Source organism: Pseudomonas sp. GL_135, from assembly GCF_057834665.1.
The window spans coordinates 1154182-1170540 of the sequence record NZ_CM174408.1 but is presented as its reverse complement, the minus strand read 5'-3'; the positions used below and the strand labels follow the sequence as shown (position 1 = coordinate 1170540).

The window sequence follows — 16359 nt, the reverse complement described above, 5'->3', positions numbered from 1 at the left end:
CTCCTCGAATTTGCCGGCGAGTATACAGGCGCATCGTCTCGGGGCGTACTTGCAGTTAGTCGCAGCTTTTTGCGTATACCCATTAGCGACACGCGGCACTATGATGGTGCCCCAGACTTCTACCCTGCGATGACTCATGGCCGTTCCAGCATTTTTCTGCCCCCTGTCCCATGAAGGTGTGCTCGCCGTTCGCGGCGTGGATGCCGGCAAATTCCTGCAAGGCCAATTGACTTGCAACATTGACTACCTCAGCGAAGCCAGGGCTACCCTCGGGGCGCGCTGCACGCAGAAAGGCCGCATGCAGTCGAGCTTTCGCATCCTGCTTGAAGGCGACGGCGTATTGCTGGCAATGGCCAGCGAGCTGATCGACGCGCAATTGCTGGACCTGAAGAAGTACGCCGTCTTCTCCAAATCCAAATTGACCGACGAAAGCGCGTCCTGGGTGCGATTCGGCCTGCAAGACGGCGACGGCGCGCTGGTCAGCCTCGGCCTTGATCTTGCGCACGAGACCGACTCGGTCGTCCGCGGCAATGACCTGATTGCCATTCGCGTCTCCCCTGCCCGCGCCGAATTGTGGGTACGTGCCGAACAGGCCGATGACGTGCGCAGCCGCCTGATCGCCCACGTGCCGGAAGCGCCCCTCAACGACTGGCTGCTCGGGCAGATCCGCGCCGGTATCGGCCAGGTGTTCGGGCAGACCCGCGAAGAATTCATCCCGCAGATGATCAACCTGCAAGCCGTGGGCGGGGTGAGCTTCAAGAAAGGTTGCTACACCGGCCAGGAAATCGTGGCGCGCATGCAATACCTCGGCAAGCTGAAACGCCGGCTGTACCGCCTGACCATGACCGGCACTGAATTGCCTGAACCGGGTGCGGGGCTGTTTTCGCCGGTTCATTCAAGCGCGGTAGGCAACGTTGTGATCGCGGCCTGGTCTGATGTCGGGATCGAGGTGCTGGCGGTCTTGCAGGCGGATGCGGCGGAAGATGGCCGGATCCACCTTGGTGCGGCAGATGGCGAGGCCCTGCAATTAAACGATTTGCCATACACCCTCGACGCGAAGCTCGAAACCCAGCGTTGAACCCGGTTGAAGCATGTGCGAGACGTCAGCGTAGTTACCAGCGCCGTCCCCTCGATTGGACGGCCGTTGGCCGGAATGCAATGTCCAGAGATCCAATATGAGTAGCATGGCTGACGAAGTGCAGAGGGATCTGATCAAGGCGATCGACAAGGATGCTCTGTTTCTGCCAACTCTCCCGGAAGTCGCGCTGAGGATCCGCCTGGCGGCGGAAGACTCGGAAATTTCCATTGCTGCGCTGAGCAAAGTCATCGGCAGCGACACGGCGCTTTCCGCCCGACTGATCAAAGTCGTCAACAGCCCCCTGCTGCGGCCCAACTTCGAAGTCAGCGACGTGCTGACCGCAGTTCGACGTCTGGGCGTGAATTACAGCAGTAACCTGGCCATCGGGCTGGTGGTGGAGCAGATGTTTCACGCCAAGTCTGCCGTCATCGAAGCCAAGATGCGCGACATCTGGAAACTCAGCATGCAGGTAGCCGGGGTCTGTAATGTCCTGAGCTACCGCAGCACACGACTGAAGGCCGACAAGGCCACGCTGGCCGGGCTCATTCACCTCATTGGTGTGCTGCCGATCCTGACCTACGCCGAGGACAACTACGAGTTGCTTTCCGACCCTGTCAGCCTCAATCACGTCATCGAACGCATTCATCCGATCATCGGTGAGAAGCTGCTGCGGTCATGGGATTTCCCGGACGCCCTGGCGATCGTGCCTCGGGAATTCCAGAGTTTCAGCCGTGTCTCGGGTCAGGCTGACTACGTTGACCTGGTGCAGGTCGCGACGATTCATATTCATGAAATGAACGGCACGCCGTACCCGAACCTGAGCTTCAAGTCCGTGCCGGCGGTAGCGCAGCTGGGCCTGAACATGGCCGACGGCGGGCTTATCAATGAGATGAACGAGGCGATGACGCTGCTGTACTGATCGCTACGGCTTGCCCGGTCAAACCAGCCCCACCAGCCCCGACTCCGGCACCATAAAGCTCACCCTTACTTTGAGGCCCCGTTGTGCGCCGTCGTGCAAGGTGATGCGCGCCAAATGTGCCCTGCAGATTTCTCCCACAATCGCCAACCCCAGGCCCGAACCCTTGCTCTGCTGGTTGCGCCGGTAGAAGCGCTCGAACACCCGGTCACGCTCGTGGGCCGGGATGCCGGGGCCGTCGTCCTCGACTTCCAGCACGCAGGGGGCATGGACACGCAGAATCACATTGCCGCCCGCCGGGGTGTGGGCCAGGGCGTTGTCCACCAGATTGCTCAGCAGCTCGTTGAGTAATGTGGGCTCACCCCGCATCCACACCGGCTCGTCGGCTTCCAGCGCCAATGCCACACCCCGGGCGTGGGCCAGCGGCGCCATGGCCATGCCCAGTTCACGGGCCAGTTGGCTGAGGTCGAGCAACTGCGCCCCACCTTCGGCGATGGCCCGCGCGCCATTCTCGATGCGCGCCAGCGACAACAACTGGTTGGCCAGATGGGTCAGCTTGTCGGTACCGGAGGCGGCGCTTTCGAGGGTGTTGCGCCATGCCGCAGGCTCGTGGTCTCGCAGACCCAGCTCCAGTCGCGCTTTCAATGCCGCCAGCGGCGTTCGCAACTCATGGGCAGCGTCGGCAATAAATTGCGCCTGACGCTCGAACTGCATGCGCAGCCTTTCGGTGAAGTGGTTAAGCGAGCTGACCAGCGGGCGCAACTCGTGCTGAACCTCGACCAGCGGCAGCGAGCGCAAATCGTCAGGCTGGCGTTCTTCCACCGCCGTGCGCAGGCGATCCAGGGGTCGCAATGCGGCGCTGACCGTGAACCAGACCAGCAGCAACGCGCCGCCGCCCAGCATGCCCAGCCGCAGCAGCGTATCGGCCATCAGCGCCTGGGCCATGTCCACCCGGGCCTCTTCGGTTTCGGCGACGCGAATCTCGGCCATGCCGTTCATGTTCGGTTCGCTGACGGCCTTGAGCAGGCTGACCACGCGCACGTCCTGGCCCTGATAACGGCCGCTGTAGAACTTGGCGAGGGCCGGATAAGCGTCGGTGCGCGGCGTGCCCGGCGGCGGCGCGGGGATGTTTTCGTAGCCCGAAATGAGCTTTTGATCGATGTCGTTGACCTGGTAGTAAATGCGCCCGGCGCTGTCGTAGGCGAAGGTGTCCAGGGCCACATAGGGCACGTCGGCGCTGAGGGTGCCGTCGTGTTCCGACAACCCGGCGGCGATGGTCCGCGCCGAGGCGAGCAAGGTGCGATCGTAGGCGGTGTCTGCCGCTTCGCGCCCGTTCCAGTAGGCGCTCATGCCGCTGGCGATCATCAGCACCACCAGCAGCAATCCCAGGTTCCACAGCAAGCGCCACCGCAGGCTGTTTTCGGCTGCGGGAAACGGATTAAGCATCCCGGCTTTCCAGCAGGTAACCCAGGCCCCGGAACGTCACGATCGCGATCGGGTGCCCGTCCAGCTTCTTGCGCAGGCGGTGCACATAGATTTCGATGGCGTCGGCGCTGGCCTCTTCGTCCAGACCAAACACTTGCGCGGCCAGTTGTTCCTTGCTCATGACCCGACCGGGCCGGGCGATCAGGGATTCGAGCACCGATTGTTCTCGGGAGGTCAGGGTGAGCAGTTCTTCACCGAGTGTGAACCTTCGGGTGTCGAGGTCGTAGACCAGCTCGCCGCAGCGTTGCTGGCGTTCGCCACCGAGCACGCTACGGCGCAACAACGCCTTGACCCGAGCTTCCAGCTCCGACAGTTCAAAGGGTTTGGCCAGGTAGTCATCGGCGCCGAGGTTCAGGCCGTGGACCCTGTCCTTGACGTCGCTGCGGGCAGTCAGCATCAGCACCGGAGTGTTCTTGCCCCGCGCCCGCAGACGTGCCAGCACCTCGAAACCGTCCATGCGCGGCAGGCCGACATCGAGCACCACCGCGGCATAGTCTTCGCTGCTCAGGGCCAGATCAGCTGCAACGCCGTCGTGCAGAACGTCAACGGTCAGGCCGCTGCTCTTGAGTGCCAGCGCGACACTTTCAGCCAGTTGCAGATGATCTTCGACGAGCAGGACACGCATCGACTTCTCCCGAGTGAGCATTTTATGGGCGGAGTTTACAGGCGCGCCGCCGTCAGGGAAGGCCCGGTGCGCGGGAAAGCCACCCTCCGATCTGGAAGCGGATGAGCTGAACGCTTTCTGAAAGGTAGTTGAAAGGTTGATGAAAGCTTCGCTGATTAGGATCCCGTCACGACTTGTCACGATTGCGTCCCGCGTGACGCTGCTGATGCCAGGGTCGTGACGAAAAACGCCTTGATGCGTTTTCAACAATAAAAACAATATCGGAGTCATCAGTGATGCCCTCACTGCAACCCTCGGCCCTCGTGCCGCCTGAATCCCGTTGTGTTTACTGTTCACCTCGCAGCCCTGTTGCGCGGTGTTTCGTCACGTCCGCATCTTTTCGGCCGACCTTTTCGCGAGGTCGCGAGACGACTGCCTGACGAACGTACGACTGCCTGCCCCATTAAAACAACAACTCCTCTGGAGACGGACCATGAACCTATCGTTGCGCCATATCAGCGTTGCCGCCAGCTGCCTGCTGATGGCCACCCAATTGTGGGCCGCCGAGCCCAATCGTCCTGAATGCATCGCGCCGGCCTCGCCCGGCGGCGGATTCGACCTGACCTGCAAGCTGGCGCAAAGCGCGCTGATCAACGAGAAGATTCTCTCCAAACCGATGCGCGTCACCTACATGCCGGGCGGCGTCGGCGCCGTGGCGTACAACGCGGTGGTCGCTCAGCGCCCGGCCGACGCCGGCACACTCGTGGCCTGGTCCAGCGGTTCGTTGTTGAACCTGGCCCAAGGCAAGTTCGGCCGTTTCGACGAGAACGCCGTGCGCTGGCTCGCCGCCGTCGGCACCAGCTACGGCGCGATCGCGGTCAAGGCTGATTCGCCCTACAAGAACCTCGACGATCTCGTCAAAGCCCTGAAAGCCGACCCGGGCAAAGTGGTCATCGGCTCCGGCGGCACCGTGGGCAGCCAGGACTGGATGCAGACCGCGCTGATTGCCAAGGCTGCCGGCATCAACCCGCGCGAACTGCGTTACGTCGCCCTGGAAGGCGGCGGTGAAATCGCCACTGCCCTGCTCGGCGGCCACATTCAAGTGGGCTCCACCGACATTTCCGACTCCATGCCGCACATCCTCAGCGGCGACATGCGCCTGCTGGCGGTGTTCTCCGAAGAGCGTCTGGACGAGCCGGAAATGAAGAACATCCCGACCGCCAAAGAACAGGGCTACGACATCGTCTGGCCGGTGGTGCGCGGTTTCTATCTGGGGCCAAAGGTCTCGGACGAGGACTACAACTGGTGGAAAGCGGCCTTCGACAAGCTGCTGGCCTCGGAAGACTTCGCCAAGCTGCGCGATCAGCGTGAGCTGTTCCCGTTCGCCATGACCGGTGAAGAGTTGGACAAGTATGTGAAAACCCGCGTCGCCGAGTACAAGACGCTGGCCAAGGAATTCGGCCTGATTCAGTGATTGAACTGCATCGACCGGTCTTCGATTGACTGAGGATCGCGCCGCCTGCGCGGTGGCGTGATCCGGGAGTTTTCCATGGTGATACAACGCATTTTCGCCGTCGTGCTGCTGCTGGTCTGTATAGGACTGGCAATGATGGCCTGGCCTTATCAGGCGCCCTTTTCCTACGAACCCGTAGGCCCCCGCGCCTTTCCGCTGCTGATGCTGGCGCTGATGGGCATTTCGCTGCTGTACATGGCGATTCGTCCGACGCCGATCGTGCACTCCGAGGAAGAGCCGGCGCTGGACCGTCCCACACTCATCAAGATCGGCATCTGCACTGTGCTGCTGCTGGTGTTCGCCGGGCTGTTCGAGCCGTTGGGCTTTGTGCTGAGCAGCATTCTGATCGGGATTCCCATGGCGCGTCTATATGGCGGCCGCTGGCTGCCGAGTGTCGTGATCATCATCTTCATGAGCATCGCGCTGTACGTGCTGTTCGACAAAGTGATGGATGTGCCCCTGCCCCTCGGCCTGCTCGACGTTCTGGAGAATTGATATGGACACTCTCGGCTATCTCGGCCAGGGCTTCGGCGTCGCGCTGACCCCTTACAACTTGATCACCGCCCTGTCCGGCACGCTGATCGGCACCGTCGTCGGCCTGCTGCCCGGGCTGGGCCCGATCAATGGCGTGGCGCTGTTGATCCCCATTGCATTCGCGTTGGGCCTGCCGCCGGAGTCGGCGTTGATTCTGCTGGCGGCGGTGTACCTGGGCTGCGAATACGGCGGCCGCATCAGCTCCATTCTGCTCAACATTCCGGGCGAAGCATCGACCGTGATGACCGCGCTGGACGGCTACCCGATGGCGCGTCAGGGCATGGCCGGCGTGGCGTTGTCGCTGTCGGCGTGGAGTTCGTTCATTGGCGCGTTCATCGCCACCTGCGGGATGGTCATGTTCGCGCCGCTGCTGGCGAAATGGGCAATTGCCTTCGGCCCGGCGGAATACTTCGTGCTGATGGTGTTCGCCATTGTCTGCCTGGGTGGCATGGCCGGTGATCGGCCGCTGAAGACCTTTGTCGCCGCACTGATCGGGCTGTTTCTGTCGAGCATCGGTATCGACGCAAATAGCGGCGTGTACCGTTTCACCGGAGACAACATCCATCTGGCTGACGGCATTCAGTTCGTCGTGCTGGTGCTGGGTCTGTTCTCGATCAGTGAAATTCTGTTGCTGCTGGAGAAAACCCACCGCGGCCAGGAGGCGGTGAAAGCCACCGGGCGCATGATGTTCAACTTCAAGGAGGCCAGTTCGGTCTTTTGGGTGAATATCCGTTGCGGTCTGATGGGCTTCATCATGGGCGTGTTGCCCGGTGCGGGCGCGACGCTGGCCAGCGCCGTGACTTACATGTCCGAGAAACGCATCGCCGGCGCAAGTGGCAAGTTCGGACAGGGCGACATGCGCGGTCTGGCCGCACCGGAGACCGCCATTGGCGCGACCGCCTGCGGCGCGCTGGTGCCAATGCTGACCCTGGGCGTGCCGGGTTCGGGTACCACGGCGGTGATGATCGGCGCCCTGTCGCTGTACAACATCACGCCGGGGCCGCTGCTGTTTCAACAGCAACCGGACATCGTCTGGGGCCTGATCGCGTCGTTGTTCGTCGCCAACATCATGCTGGTGATCCTCAACATCCCGATGATCCGCATCTTCACCCGCATCCTGTCGGTGCCGAACTGGGCACTGGTGCCGGTGATCGCGATCATCACCGGGATCGGCGTCTACGCGGTGCATGCCACCACCTTCGACCTGTTCCTGATGGTCGGCATCGGCATCTTCGGCTACATCCTGCGCAAGCTGGATTTCCCGCTGTCGCCGATTCTGCTGGGGTTCATCCTCGGCGGCCTGATGGAGCAGAACCTGCGCCGTGCGTTGTCGATTTCCAATGGCGGGCTGGAGATTCTGTGGTCCAGCCCGATCACCCTGGGCATGTGGGTAGTGACGGCATTCATGCTGGTGTTCCCGCTGATCCGCATCTGGCGCAAGCGCTCCAGACAGCGTCGCGCGCTGGCCGATGTCTGACCGGCCATTCAGCACATGGTGGGGTACGCCGCTGGTCGGCCTGCTGGGGGGATTTCTCGCCAGTCAGGTCGGCTGGCCACTGCCCTGGATGGTCGGCTCGTTACTGGCGATCATCCTGGTCCGCTGCCTCACGCCCTGGCAGCTGGCTGAAATCCCCGGCGGCCGCAAATGCGGCCAATGGGTGGTCGGCATCGGCATCGGCCTGCACTTCACCCCCGTCGTCATCGAACAAGTCCTCTCCCACTTCGGCCTGATCTTTATCGGCGCACTGGTGACCAGCGTTTCCAGCGTGGTCGGCGTGTGGCTGATGCTGCGCACCGGCGAAGACCGCGCCACGGCGTTCTTTTCCAGCATGCCCGGCGGTTCGGGCGAGATGGTCAACCTCGGCGCACGCAACGGCGCGATTCTCAGTAACGTCGCCGCCGGGCAGAGTCTGCGGGTGCTGGCGGTGGTGCTATGCGTGCCGGCGATCTTCAAATACCTGATGGGCGACGGCGGCCCGCCTTCCCACGCGACGGTGGTGGATTGGCGGTGGCTGATGCTGCTGTTTCCGCTGGGCGCGTTGGTGGCCTGGGGCTGGGAGCGGTTGAAACAGCCTAATCCGTGGTTATTCGGGCCGTTGCTGATCAGCGCGGTCATCAGTGTCAGTTTCGATTTGCACATCGGCCTGCCCCAGGGTGGCAGTCAATTGGGGCAGTGGCTGATCGGCAGCGGTCTGGGCTGCCACTTCAACCGCGCGTTCTTTCGTCGCGCGCCGTCGTTCATTGGCCGCACGTTGCTGGGGACAGCGCTGACCATGAGCATCGCGGCGTTGTGCGCACTGGGCTTGAGCACGCTGACTCATCTGGATTTGCGCTCATTGACGCTGGGGATGATGCCGGGCGGGATTGCCGAAATGAGCCTGACGGCGGAGGTGCTGCAACTGTCGGTCCCGCTGGTGACGGCGATGCAAGTGATGCGGTTGTTGTTTGTGTTGTTCCTGGCCGAGCCGTTGTTTCGGTATTGGGATCGACGGCTGGGTTGAGGCCTCGCACTCATCAAACATGACACTACCGCAGAGCTGCCTGCCGACACACACCTGGTGGGAGCGAGCTTGCTCGCGAAGAACCCAGTACATCCGCCAAATTTTCAGCGGTTGAAACTCCGTCTTCGTGAGCAAGCTCACTCCCACAGGGTCCGCGTCCCTCCTGGCGTAATCCCGCGCTAGGCAACAGGCGGCAGTCGCCACTCAATCGGCGCCAGGCCGTTCTGCTCCAGAAACTTGTTCGCCAGACCAAAATGCCCGCAGCCGAGAAACCCCTTGTAGGCCGACAGCGGCGACGGGTGCACGGCGGTCAGGATCAGGTGCTTGGAGGCATCGATCAGTTTTTTCTTGCTCTGCGCATGGGCGCCCCACAGCAGGAACACCAGGTGCGGCTGATGGGCGCTGACAGTTTCGATGATCTTGTCGGTGAAGTGCTGCCAGCCTTTGCCGGCATGGGACGCGGCGTTGGCGCGCTCGACAGTGAGCGTGGTGTTGAGCATCAGCACGCCCTGATCGGCCCAGGATTGCAGATAGCCGTGATTGGGGATGTCGATGTTGAGGTCACGCTTGAGTTCTTTGTAGATGTTGACCAGCGAAGGCGGCGCCGGCACGCCTGGTTGCACCGAGAAGCAGAGGCCGTGGGCCTGATTGGGGCCGTGGTAAGGGTCCTGTCCGAGGATGACCACTTTCACGTTATCCAGCGGCGTCGAGTTCAGCGCATTGAAGATCAGCGGCCCCGGCGGGTAGATTTCCTTGCCCGCCGCATGCTCCTGACGCAGAAAGTCGCGCAGCTCGCCCATGTAAGGCTTCTCGAACTCGTCGCGCAGGGCCTGCTTCCAGCTAGCCTCCAGTTTGATGCGGTCGTCGTTTGTCATGGTGTGATCCGGCAGAAACAATGCGCAACTTTAGGGACTGTGGCTGATTATTTCCAGCGCGGCGCCGTCGGATGTTCCTACACTCGTTCACAGCCGCCGGTTTGCAACTTCCGGGCGCCAAGGGGACTCACAACTCTCGATAGATCCCCGTACCACTGACAAGAGGTCACGATGAATCTGCAATTTGAAGAGCTCACCGCAACGGACGGCGCCCGCCTGGGCATCGCCACGCTGGATGCGGAAAAATCCCTCAATGCCCTGTCGCTGCCGATGATTCTCGCGTTGCAGGACCGCCTGAATGAATGGGCCAGCGACCCGCAAATCGTCTGCGTAGTGCTGCGCGGCAATGGTGAAAAAGCCTTCTGCGCCGGTGGCGACGTGCGAGCGCTGGTCGAGGCCGGGCGCGGTCAGCCGGGCACGGTCCCGCCCCTGGCTGCGCAGTTTTTCGCCGCGGAATATCGACTGGATTACACGCTGCACACCTATCCCAAACCGCTGATCTGCTGGGGCCACGGCTATGTGCTGGGCGGCGGCATGGGCCTTCTGCAGGGGGCGAACATCCGCGTCGTCACGCCAAGCAGCCGTCTGGCGATGCCGGAGATCAGCATCGGCCTGTTTCCTGACGTGGGCGCCAGTTGGTTCCTGTCGCGACTGCCGGGCAAGTTGGGGCTGTTTCTCGGATTGACCGGCGCGCACATCAATGGCCGTGACGCGCTGGATCTCGGGCTCGCTGATCGCTTTCTGCTGGACGATCAGCAGGAGGAAATGATTGACCGGCTGCTGCAACTCAACTGGCAGGAACAGACGAAGGTGCAACTGACCAGCCTGTTCCGGGCGCTGCAACTGGAGGCGGTGGATCAGATGCCCGCCGCGCAATGGCTGCCTCGGCGCGAGAGCCTTGATGAGTTGCTGGACGTGGCCGACGCACCGAGTGCCTGGAGTGCGTTGAAACATCGCCTGAATGGCGATGACCTGTTAGTGGCAAAGGCGGCGAAAACCCTGACCGACGGATGCCCGATGACCGCGCATCTGGTGTGGGAGCAGATTGAGCGAGCGCGACATCTGTCGCTGGCCGAGGTGTTCCAGATGGAATACACCATGGTGCTCAATTGCTGCCGACATCCCGAGTTCGCCGAGGGTGTTCGCGCTCGGCTGATCGATAAGGACCAAAAGCCTCACTGGCATTGGCAGGACATCGCCACGATTCCGCTGGCGGTGGTGGACGCGCACTTCGAGAAGGCCTGGGAAGGACGGCACCCGCTGGCGGATTTGTCGGAGTACTGAGATTGGGCGTTCGTTCATGTTACTGACGAAACGCACGCATTTAGTGGGACTGGCTTTAGCCGGGAAGGCGTCGTACGTCACACTGCAAAACTGATGGTGCCTGCGCTGTCCTCTTCCCGGCTGAAGCCGGTCCCACTATCGGAATACGTATCCTCTGTAGGACTGGCTTCAGCCGGGAAGGCGTCAGGTGCTGCACCGCACACATGAGGGTGAATGGACGGGCCACTTCCCGGCTGAAGCCGGTCCCACTATTGGAATGCGTTTCCCCTATAGGACTGGCTTTAGCGGGGAAGGCGTCGGGTGGTACACCTCAACCGTGAGATTCATCTCATAAAAAACGGCGCTCCTCGGAGCGCCGTTTTTGCGTTACTCAGCGATTGCCGCCGCCTCGTCCGCCCGGTCCGCCTTGACCACCACGACCGAAACCGCCGTCTCCCCGGTGGCCACCTCCGCCAGGCCCAAAGCCGGGACGTGGACCGCCGCCACCGCCACCTCCGGGATTGCCATGCCAGCCACCACCGGGGCCGGGGCCATTTCCGCCACCGGGTCGCGGACCTGGAGGCGGAGGGCGATAACCATTGCCGCCGCCGTGATAACCGCCGCCGTTGTAGCCACCCCCGCCGTGGTACCCGCCGCCATTCCAATTGCCGCCACCATAACCGGGGCGGCCGCCGTAGTCAGGGCGTCCATAACCGGGGCGTCCGTAGCCAGGCCCGTAATAACGGGGTGGCGGAGCGTAATAACGTGGAGGGGGCGCATAGTAGCGAGGCGCCGAGTAATAACGCGGCGAGGAGTAATACACCGCCCCTGCGGAATACACCGGAGCGACCGGACGGTAACTCTCGTACACGTAACCGCTGCTGTAGCCACTGCTATAGATCGGCTGCGTGTAGCTTTCTGATTCGTAATAACCTCCGTAACAACCTGCCAGGGACAACGTCATCAAAGCGGTAAGCAATCGTCGATACATGGCGGCCTCCCGGACCGCGGTAGAGCTCGAACCAGCGGCGCTGGTCGGCGTCCCCGAAACTGCCGAGAACGCTAACTCAGACTCTTGAATCATGAGCGAGTGCCCCACCGCGGTCCCCAGCCGCCAGACGGCGCCCTGCATCAGTGCACGTCTTGCCCTTCGTCAAACGACCTGTGCCCGCGCGGCTCAGGCGCCACAAGGGTTTGCGCAACTTGGCACAACTCTCGCTTGAGGGAGCTTGTGCAGGAGTCATCTCAGGTTCGCGGCACCACAATTTGCAATAGCCGACTAGGGTTCCGGCTCGCCTCAAGCGAGTGGCTGGTCCGAGAGTTGGCGACCTCCAGTAGAGGTTACACGGCGGGATAAAAGCCCGGGAGACAGGACACCAGTGGTGTCGCCGTACTCCTGACCGCCCTTTTCGCTACTGGAGACACCCCATGCAAAAGTCCCGTCTGTTCAGCCTGCTCACCGCCGGCGTCTTCGCCGCATTGAGCCTTTCGGCCACCGCCGCCCCGAAGAAAGATTTCGACGTCTGCTGGACCATTTATGCCGGCTGGATGCCATGGGAATACGCAGGGACTCAAGGCATCGTCGACAAGTGGGCCAAGAAATACGGCATCAACATCAAGGTCACCCAGCTCAACGACTACGTCGAATCCATCAATCAGTACACCGCCGGCCAGTTCGACGGTTGCACCATGACCAACATGGACGCCCTCACCATCCCTGCCGCCGGAGGCGTTGAAAGCACCGCGCTGGTGGTCAGCGATTTCTCCAACGGCAACGACGGCATCGTCATAAAGGGCGACGGCAAGAAAGTCACCGACCTCAAGGGCATGGACGTCAATCTGGTCGAGCTGTCGGTGTCCCACTACCTGCTCGCCCGCGCCCTCGACTCGGTGGACCTGACCGAAAAAGACCTGAAAGTCGTCAACACCTCCGACGCCGACATCGCCGCTGCTTTCAACACCAGCGAGGTCAAGGCCGTCACCACCTGGAACCCGATGCTTTCGGAGATCAAGGCCAAGCCCGGCGTCACCGAGGTGTTCGACTCCAGCAAGATCCCTGGCGAGATCATGGACATGATGGTGGTCAACACCCAGACCCTGAAAGACAACCCGGCACTGGGCAAAGCCCTGACCGGCGCGTGGTTTGAAGTGGTGGCGCTGATGAACACCAAATCCGCCGAATCCAAAGCCGCGCTGGAGCACATGGCCCAGGCGTCGGGCACCGATCTGGCCGGCTTCCAGTCGCAACTGGACACAACCAAGCTGTTCGCCACGCCTAAAGAAGCGCTGGAGTTTGCGACCAGCAAACAACTGCCGGCCACCATGCGCAAGGTCGCCGATTTCTCCTTCGACCACGGCCTGCTCGGCGAAGGCGCCAAAGACGCCAGCGCCGTCGGCATGACCTTCGCCAACAGCGTCACCGAAGGCGACAAGGCCTACCTCAAGCTGCACTTCGACACGAGCTACGTGCAGATGGCTGCCGACGGCACGCTGTAAAAACCAAAGGTCTTTGCCATGCGTTTGATAAACCGCCGCCCGGATCGCGCCAGTCGCCTGATCCTGGTGCTCCTGCCGTTCGCCCTGTTGCTGTTCGCCTATTTCACGGGCTCGGCGACACGGCTGACGGAAAACCCCAACGACAAGCTGCTGCCCAGCGCCGTGCAGATGACCGATGCGATCAAACGGGTGGCGGTCGTGCCCGATCAACGCACCGGCGAATACATCGTCTGGCAGGACACCGGGGCCAGTCTCAAGCGACTGGCAATCGGGCTGGCGATCAGCGCCGTGGTCGGGTTGTGCTTGGGCATCGCCTCGGGGGTGCTGCCGCTGTTCAGCGCGCCGCTGTCGCCGCTGCTGACCGTGCTGTCGATGGTGCCGCCGCTGGCGATTCTGCCGATCCTGTTCATCGTCTTTGGTCTGGGCGAGCTGTCGAAGGTGATGCTCATCGTCATCGGCATCACGCCGGTGCTTGCGCGGGACCTGGAGCAGCGCGCCCGGGAGATTCCGGTCGAGCTGCTGATCAAGGCGCAGACCCTGGGCGCCTCGACCTGGACGCTGATCCTGCGGGTGGTGCTGCCGCAATTGCTGCCGCGCCTGTTGATCTCGCTGCGGCTGGTGCTGGGGTCGGCGTGGCTGTTTCTGATCGCGGCCGAAGCCATCGCCTCCACTGACGGTCTGGGTTACCGGATCTTTCTGGTGCGACGCTATCTGGCGATGGACATGATTCTGCCCTACGTGGTGTGGATCACCCTCCTCGCCTGGCTGATGGACTGGGGCCTGAAAGCGCTCACGCGCAAGGCATTCCCGTGGTACGAGGGCGCGCGCCCATGAGCTTTATTTCGGTCAAAAACGTCTGGCAGCAATATGGCGATCAGGTGGTGCTCGAGAGCCTGAACCTGAGCGTTGCCGAAGGCGAGTTCTGCACCCTGGTGGGCGCGTCGGGCTGCGGCAAATCGACGTTCCTGCGCCTGCTGCTCGGCCAGGAAGTCGCCAGCAAAGGCACGATTCTGCTGGACGGTCAGCCGCTGGAGAAGGAACCGGATTCGACCCGTGGCGTAGTGTTCCAGCGCTATTCGGTGTTCCCGCACTTGTCGGTGCTGGACAACGTTGCCCTGGGCCTTGAATTGCCGCGCTCGGGGTTGCTCGGGTGGCTGTTCGGCGCCGCCAAACGTGACGCCCGCGAACAGGCGGCGGCGCTGTTGCACAAGGTCGGCCTTGATCACGCGCTGGACAAGTACCCGACGCAACTGTCGGGCGGCATGCAACAGCGTCTGGCCATCGCCCAGGCGCTGATCATGAAGCCCCGGGTTCTGCTGCTCGACGAGCCGTTCGGCGCGCTCGATCCCGGTATCCGCAAGGACATGCACGCGCTGCTGCTGGAGCTGTGGCGGGAGACGAAACTGACGGTGTTCATGGTCACCCATGACCTGTCCGAGGGGTTCAACCTCGGCACCCGACTGCTGGTGTTCGACAAGGTCCGCATCGACCCCCACGCCCCCGGCGCCTATGGCGCGCGCATCACTTACGACATTCCCCTGAACAGCGATCGTCGCGCCGCCCGCGTGGCGCTCGATTCGCTGAAAACGGCTTGAAGGACATTGCCCATGAATGAATCAACCCCGCTGTTTCCCGTGTTCGCCGAAGAGCTGCTACCCGGCGGTGGCCACCTGTCGTTCGTGCTCAAACGTGGCGAACTGCTGCGTCTGACCGATCTGAACGGCAACGCCAACGTCAGCCTGACGATGTTCAACGCCCATGAAAAAACCGAGCGCCTGAACCTGCCCGACAGCCTCAAGTGCCAGCACACCGCCAAGCTCACCACCGGCCACTGCCTGTATTCGGACATGGGTCGGGTACTGGCCGCGATCACCGCTGACACCTGCGGCTGGAGCGACAGCATCGGCGGCGTGCTCTGCGCCGAAGAGGTCACAGAGAAATACGGCCAGGGCCGCTACCAGGAATTGCGCAACGGCTTCTTCCGCAACGGCGCTGACAACTTGCTGGTGGAGATGGGCAAGTGGGGCCTGGGGCTTTCCGACCTGTTGATGACGCTAAACCTGTTCAGCCGGGTCAACGTCGACGATCACGGCGCACTGACCTTCGTCCCCGGCAATTCGAAGGCGGGTGACAGCATCGAGCTGTACGCGCCGATGGACACGCTGGTCGTCATGACCGCCCTGCAACACCCGATGGACCCAAACCCCGAGTACGCACCGCAGCCGGTCAAGCTGAGCTGGATGAGGGCTGACCCCAGCGTCGCCGAGCACTGCCGCACGTCCCGCGAAGAAAACGTGCGCGGCTTCATCAACACTGATCGCCTGTTCGCCTGAGGAGGCTTGCCATGAGCACCGCACACTCTCATCGCCACACGAACGCCCCCGTTTCCATCACCCACATCCCGGCGGGCGAGCCATCGTTGACCGAACTCAAGGCCGGGCAAACCCTGCGCCTGCTCGATCTCGAAGGCAATCAGGCGGTCGACACGCTGTTCTACAGCCTCGCCAACCCCCGCGAACGCTATGACGTGCAACGCACGCTGCGCCGCCAGAACAACGTTTACCTGAGCAAGGGCAGCGTCCTTTATTCGAACCTGGGCAAGCCGATGCTGACCATCGTCGAAGACACCTGCGGGCGCCACGATACCCTCGGGGGCGCCTGCGCCCAGGAGAGCAACACCGTGCGTTATGCGCTGGAAAAAAAGCACATGCACAGCTGTCGCGACAGCTTCCTGCGCGCCTGCATCCATGACGGCCGGCTGGGCAAGCGTGACATTAGCCCGAACATCAATTTTTTTATGAACGTCCCGGTCACGGCGGACGGCGGGCTGACCTTCGAGGACGGCATTTCCGGCGCCGGCAAGTACGTCGAACTGCGCGCCGAGATGGACGTGATCGTGCTGATTTCCAACTGCCCGCAACTGAACAACCCGTGCAACGGCTACAACCCGACCCCGGCAGAACTGCTTGTCTGGGACTGACCGCTGACCACAGATTCAAGTGTTCAGGGCTTCAAGGCTTCGGCGCGAGGGACGGCCTTCGTGCAACGCGTACCACAGCGGGACGGCCCGCTACCCAGTGTGGGGTTGATCGCT

Annotated in this window: 15 protein-coding genes, 1 pseudogene and 1 riboswitch; of the genes and pseudogenes, 12 read left to right on the top strand and 4 right to left on the bottom strand. The window is 62.4% G+C overall.

What is annotated here, in order from left to right; translation table 11 throughout:
- Nucleotides 1–136 precede the first annotated feature (136 nt).
- The gene (gene ygfZ / locus AC3ISG_RS05300) at nt 137–1078 is read left to right on the top strand and encodes a CAF17-like 4Fe-4S cluster assembly/insertion protein YgfZ (protein WP_489298670.1); all 942 of its coding nucleotides are present in this window, start codon (nt 137–139) and stop codon (nt 1076–1078) included.
- A gap of 97 nt (nt 1079–1175) precedes the next feature.
- A complete protein-coding gene (locus tag AC3ISG_RS05295) occupies nt 1176–1997 on the top strand; it encodes an HDOD domain-containing protein (RefSeq protein WP_272630023.1) in 822 nt (273 codons plus the stop codon).
- An 18-nt stretch (nt 1998–2015) separates the two neighbouring features.
- Here the strand turns inward: AC3ISG_RS05295 and AC3ISG_RS05290 are convergent, their stop codons facing one another.
- Together AC3ISG_RS05290 and AC3ISG_RS05285 are read right to left on the bottom strand one after the other, a co-directional pair.
- Nucleotides 2016–3440, bottom strand: a complete 1425-nt coding sequence (locus tag AC3ISG_RS05290; RefSeq protein WP_122536051.1) for a sensor histidine kinase — start codon at nt 3438–3440, stop codon at nt 2016–2018.
- Nucleotides 3433–4104 (bottom strand): response regulator, encoded by a 672-nt coding sequence (locus AC3ISG_RS05285; RefSeq protein ID WP_122536050.1) that lies wholly within the window; start codon nt 4102–4104, stop codon nt 3433–3435. The genes AC3ISG_RS05290 and AC3ISG_RS05285 overlap by 8 nt, the downstream gene beginning before the upstream one ends.
- A 472-nt stretch (nt 4105–4576) precedes the next feature.
- Between AC3ISG_RS05285 and AC3ISG_RS05280 the strand changes: the two genes are divergently transcribed.
- The 4 genes from AC3ISG_RS05280 to AC3ISG_RS05265 all read left to right on the top strand — a co-directional run bounded on the left by AC3ISG_RS05280 (nt 4577) and on the right by AC3ISG_RS05265 (nt 8631).
- Nucleotides 4577–5557, top strand: coding sequence for a Bug family tripartite tricarboxylate transporter substrate binding protein (locus tag AC3ISG_RS05280; protein WP_122536049.1), 981 nt, complete (start codon nt 4577–4579; stop codon nt 5555–5557).
- Nucleotides 5558–5632: 75 nt separating this feature from the next.
- On the top strand, nt 5633–6091 hold the full coding sequence (locus tag AC3ISG_RS05275) for a tripartite tricarboxylate transporter TctB family protein (protein ID WP_489298669.1): 459 nt from the start codon (nt 5633–5635) through the stop codon (nt 6089–6091).
- Between the two features lies 1 nt (nt 6092).
- Nucleotides 6093–7607, top strand: a complete 1515-nt coding sequence (locus AC3ISG_RS05270) for a tripartite tricarboxylate transporter permease (RefSeq protein ID WP_065992418.1) — start codon at nt 6093–6095, stop codon at nt 7605–7607.
- On the top strand, nt 7600–8631 hold the full coding sequence (locus tag AC3ISG_RS05265; protein ID WP_122536047.1) for an AbrB family transcriptional regulator: 1032 nt from the start codon (nt 7600–7602) through the stop codon (nt 8629–8631). The genes AC3ISG_RS05270 and AC3ISG_RS05265 overlap by 8 nt, the downstream gene beginning before the upstream one ends.
- Nucleotides 8632–8810: 179 nt before the next feature.
- Here the strand turns inward: AC3ISG_RS05265 and ung are convergent, their stop codons facing one another.
- A complete protein-coding gene (ung, locus tag AC3ISG_RS05260) occupies nt 8811–9506 on the bottom strand; it encodes a uracil-DNA glycosylase (RefSeq protein WP_485617485.1) in 696 nt (231 codons plus the stop codon).
- A 171-nt stretch (nt 9507–9677) separates the two neighbouring features.
- Here ung and AC3ISG_RS05255 point away from each other — a divergent pair, with 171 nt between their 5' ends.
- Nucleotides 9678–10790, top strand: coding sequence for an enoyl-CoA hydratase/isomerase family protein (locus AC3ISG_RS05255; protein WP_489298668.1), 1113 nt, complete (start codon nt 9678–9680; stop codon nt 10788–10790).
- 436 nt (nt 10791–11226) lie between these two features.
- On the opposite strand, the pseudogene AC3ISG_RS05250 reads toward AC3ISG_RS05255, so the two are convergent.
- Nucleotides 11227–11733: pseudogene (locus AC3ISG_RS05250) on the bottom strand (hypothetical protein); the annotation flags it as partial.
- Nucleotides 11734–12037: 304 nt separating this feature from the next.
- Nucleotides 12038–12139: riboswitch (guanidine-I (ykkC/yxkD leader) on the top strand.
- Between the two features lie 58 nt (nt 12140–12197).
- On the opposite strand from AC3ISG_RS05250, the gene AC3ISG_RS05245 reads away from it, so the two are divergent.
- Genes AC3ISG_RS05245 through AC3ISG_RS05225 form a run of 5 tightly spaced genes read left to right on the top strand, consistent with a single transcriptional unit; the run spans nt 12198 to nt 16245 of the window.
- A complete protein-coding gene (locus AC3ISG_RS05245; protein WP_489298667.1) occupies nt 12198–13265 on the top strand; it encodes a putative urea ABC transporter substrate-binding protein in 1068 nt (355 codons plus the stop codon).
- Between the two features lie 18 nt (nt 13266–13283).
- Nucleotides 13284–14099: an ABC transporter permease gene (locus AC3ISG_RS05240; RefSeq protein ID WP_489298666.1), complete on the top strand. Its 816-nt coding sequence runs from the start codon at nt 13284–13286 to the stop codon at nt 14097–14099.
- Complete coding sequence (locus tag AC3ISG_RS05235) at nt 14096–14860, top strand: ABC transporter ATP-binding protein (RefSeq protein WP_489298665.1); 765 nt, start codon at nt 14096–14098, stop codon at nt 14858–14860. The genes AC3ISG_RS05240 and AC3ISG_RS05235 overlap by 4 nt, the downstream gene beginning before the upstream one ends.
- A 12-nt stretch (nt 14861–14872) precedes the next feature.
- Complete coding sequence (locus tag AC3ISG_RS05230; protein ID WP_272630040.1) at nt 14873–15598, top strand: urea amidolyase associated protein UAAP1; 726 nt, start codon at nt 14873–14875, stop codon at nt 15596–15598.
- A gap of 11 nt (nt 15599–15609) precedes the next feature.
- Nucleotides 15610–16245, top strand: a complete 636-nt coding sequence (locus tag AC3ISG_RS05225; protein WP_122622393.1) for an urea amidolyase associated protein UAAP2 — start codon at nt 15610–15612, stop codon at nt 16243–16245.
- The last annotated feature ends 114 nt before the right edge of the window (nt 16246–16359 follow it).

What these genes read in the sequence shown, in the direction of transcription:
- AC3ISG_RS05285 (WP_122536050.1), bottom strand. Translation starts at nt 4,104, where the DNA reads ATGCGTGTCCTGCTCGTCGAAGATCATCTGCAACTGGCTGAAAGTGTC.
- AC3ISG_RS05255 (WP_489298668.1), top strand. Translation starts at nt 9,678, where the DNA reads ATGAATCTGCAATTTGAAGAGCTCACCGCAACGGACGGCGCCCGCCTG.
- AC3ISG_RS05235 (WP_489298665.1), top strand. Translation starts at nt 14,096, where the DNA reads ATGAGCTTTATTTCGGTCAAAAACGTCTGGCAGCAATATGGCGATCAG.
- AC3ISG_RS05270 (WP_065992418.1), top strand. Translation starts at nt 6,093, where the DNA reads ATGGACACTCTCGGCTATCTCGGCCAGGGCTTCGGCGTCGCGCTGACC.
- AC3ISG_RS05275 (WP_489298669.1), top strand. Translation starts at nt 5,633, where the DNA reads ATGGTGATACAACGCATTTTCGCCGTCGTGCTGCTGCTGGTCTGTATA.
- ung (WP_485617485.1), bottom strand. Translation starts at nt 9,506, where the DNA reads ATGACAAACGACGACCGCATCAAACTGGAGGCTAGCTGGAAGCAGGCC.
- AC3ISG_RS05245 (WP_489298667.1), top strand. Translation starts at nt 12,198, where the DNA reads ATGCAAAAGTCCCGTCTGTTCAGCCTGCTCACCGCCGGCGTCTTCGCC.
- AC3ISG_RS05295 (WP_272630023.1), top strand. Translation starts at nt 1,176, where the DNA reads ATGAGTAGCATGGCTGACGAAGTGCAGAGGGATCTGATCAAGGCGATC.
- AC3ISG_RS05240 (WP_489298666.1), top strand. Translation starts at nt 13,284, where the DNA reads ATGCGTTTGATAAACCGCCGCCCGGATCGCGCCAGTCGCCTGATCCTG.
- AC3ISG_RS05280 (WP_122536049.1), top strand. Translation starts at nt 4,577, where the DNA reads ATGAACCTATCGTTGCGCCATATCAGCGTTGCCGCCAGCTGCCTGCTG.
- AC3ISG_RS05225 (WP_122622393.1), top strand. Translation starts at nt 15,610, where the DNA reads ATGAGCACCGCACACTCTCATCGCCACACGAACGCCCCCGTTTCCATC.
- AC3ISG_RS05230 (WP_272630040.1), top strand. Translation starts at nt 14,873, where the DNA reads ATGAATGAATCAACCCCGCTGTTTCCCGTGTTCGCCGAAGAGCTGCTA.
- ygfZ (WP_489298670.1), top strand. Translation starts at nt 137, where the DNA reads ATGGCCGTTCCAGCATTTTTCTGCCCCCTGTCCCATGAAGGTGTGCTC.
- AC3ISG_RS05265 (WP_122536047.1), top strand. Translation starts at nt 7,600, where the DNA reads ATGTCTGACCGGCCATTCAGCACATGGTGGGGTACGCCGCTGGTCGGC.
- AC3ISG_RS05290 (WP_122536051.1), bottom strand. Translation starts at nt 3,440, where the DNA reads ATGCTTAATCCGTTTCCCGCAGCCGAAAACAGCCTGCGGTGGCGCTTG.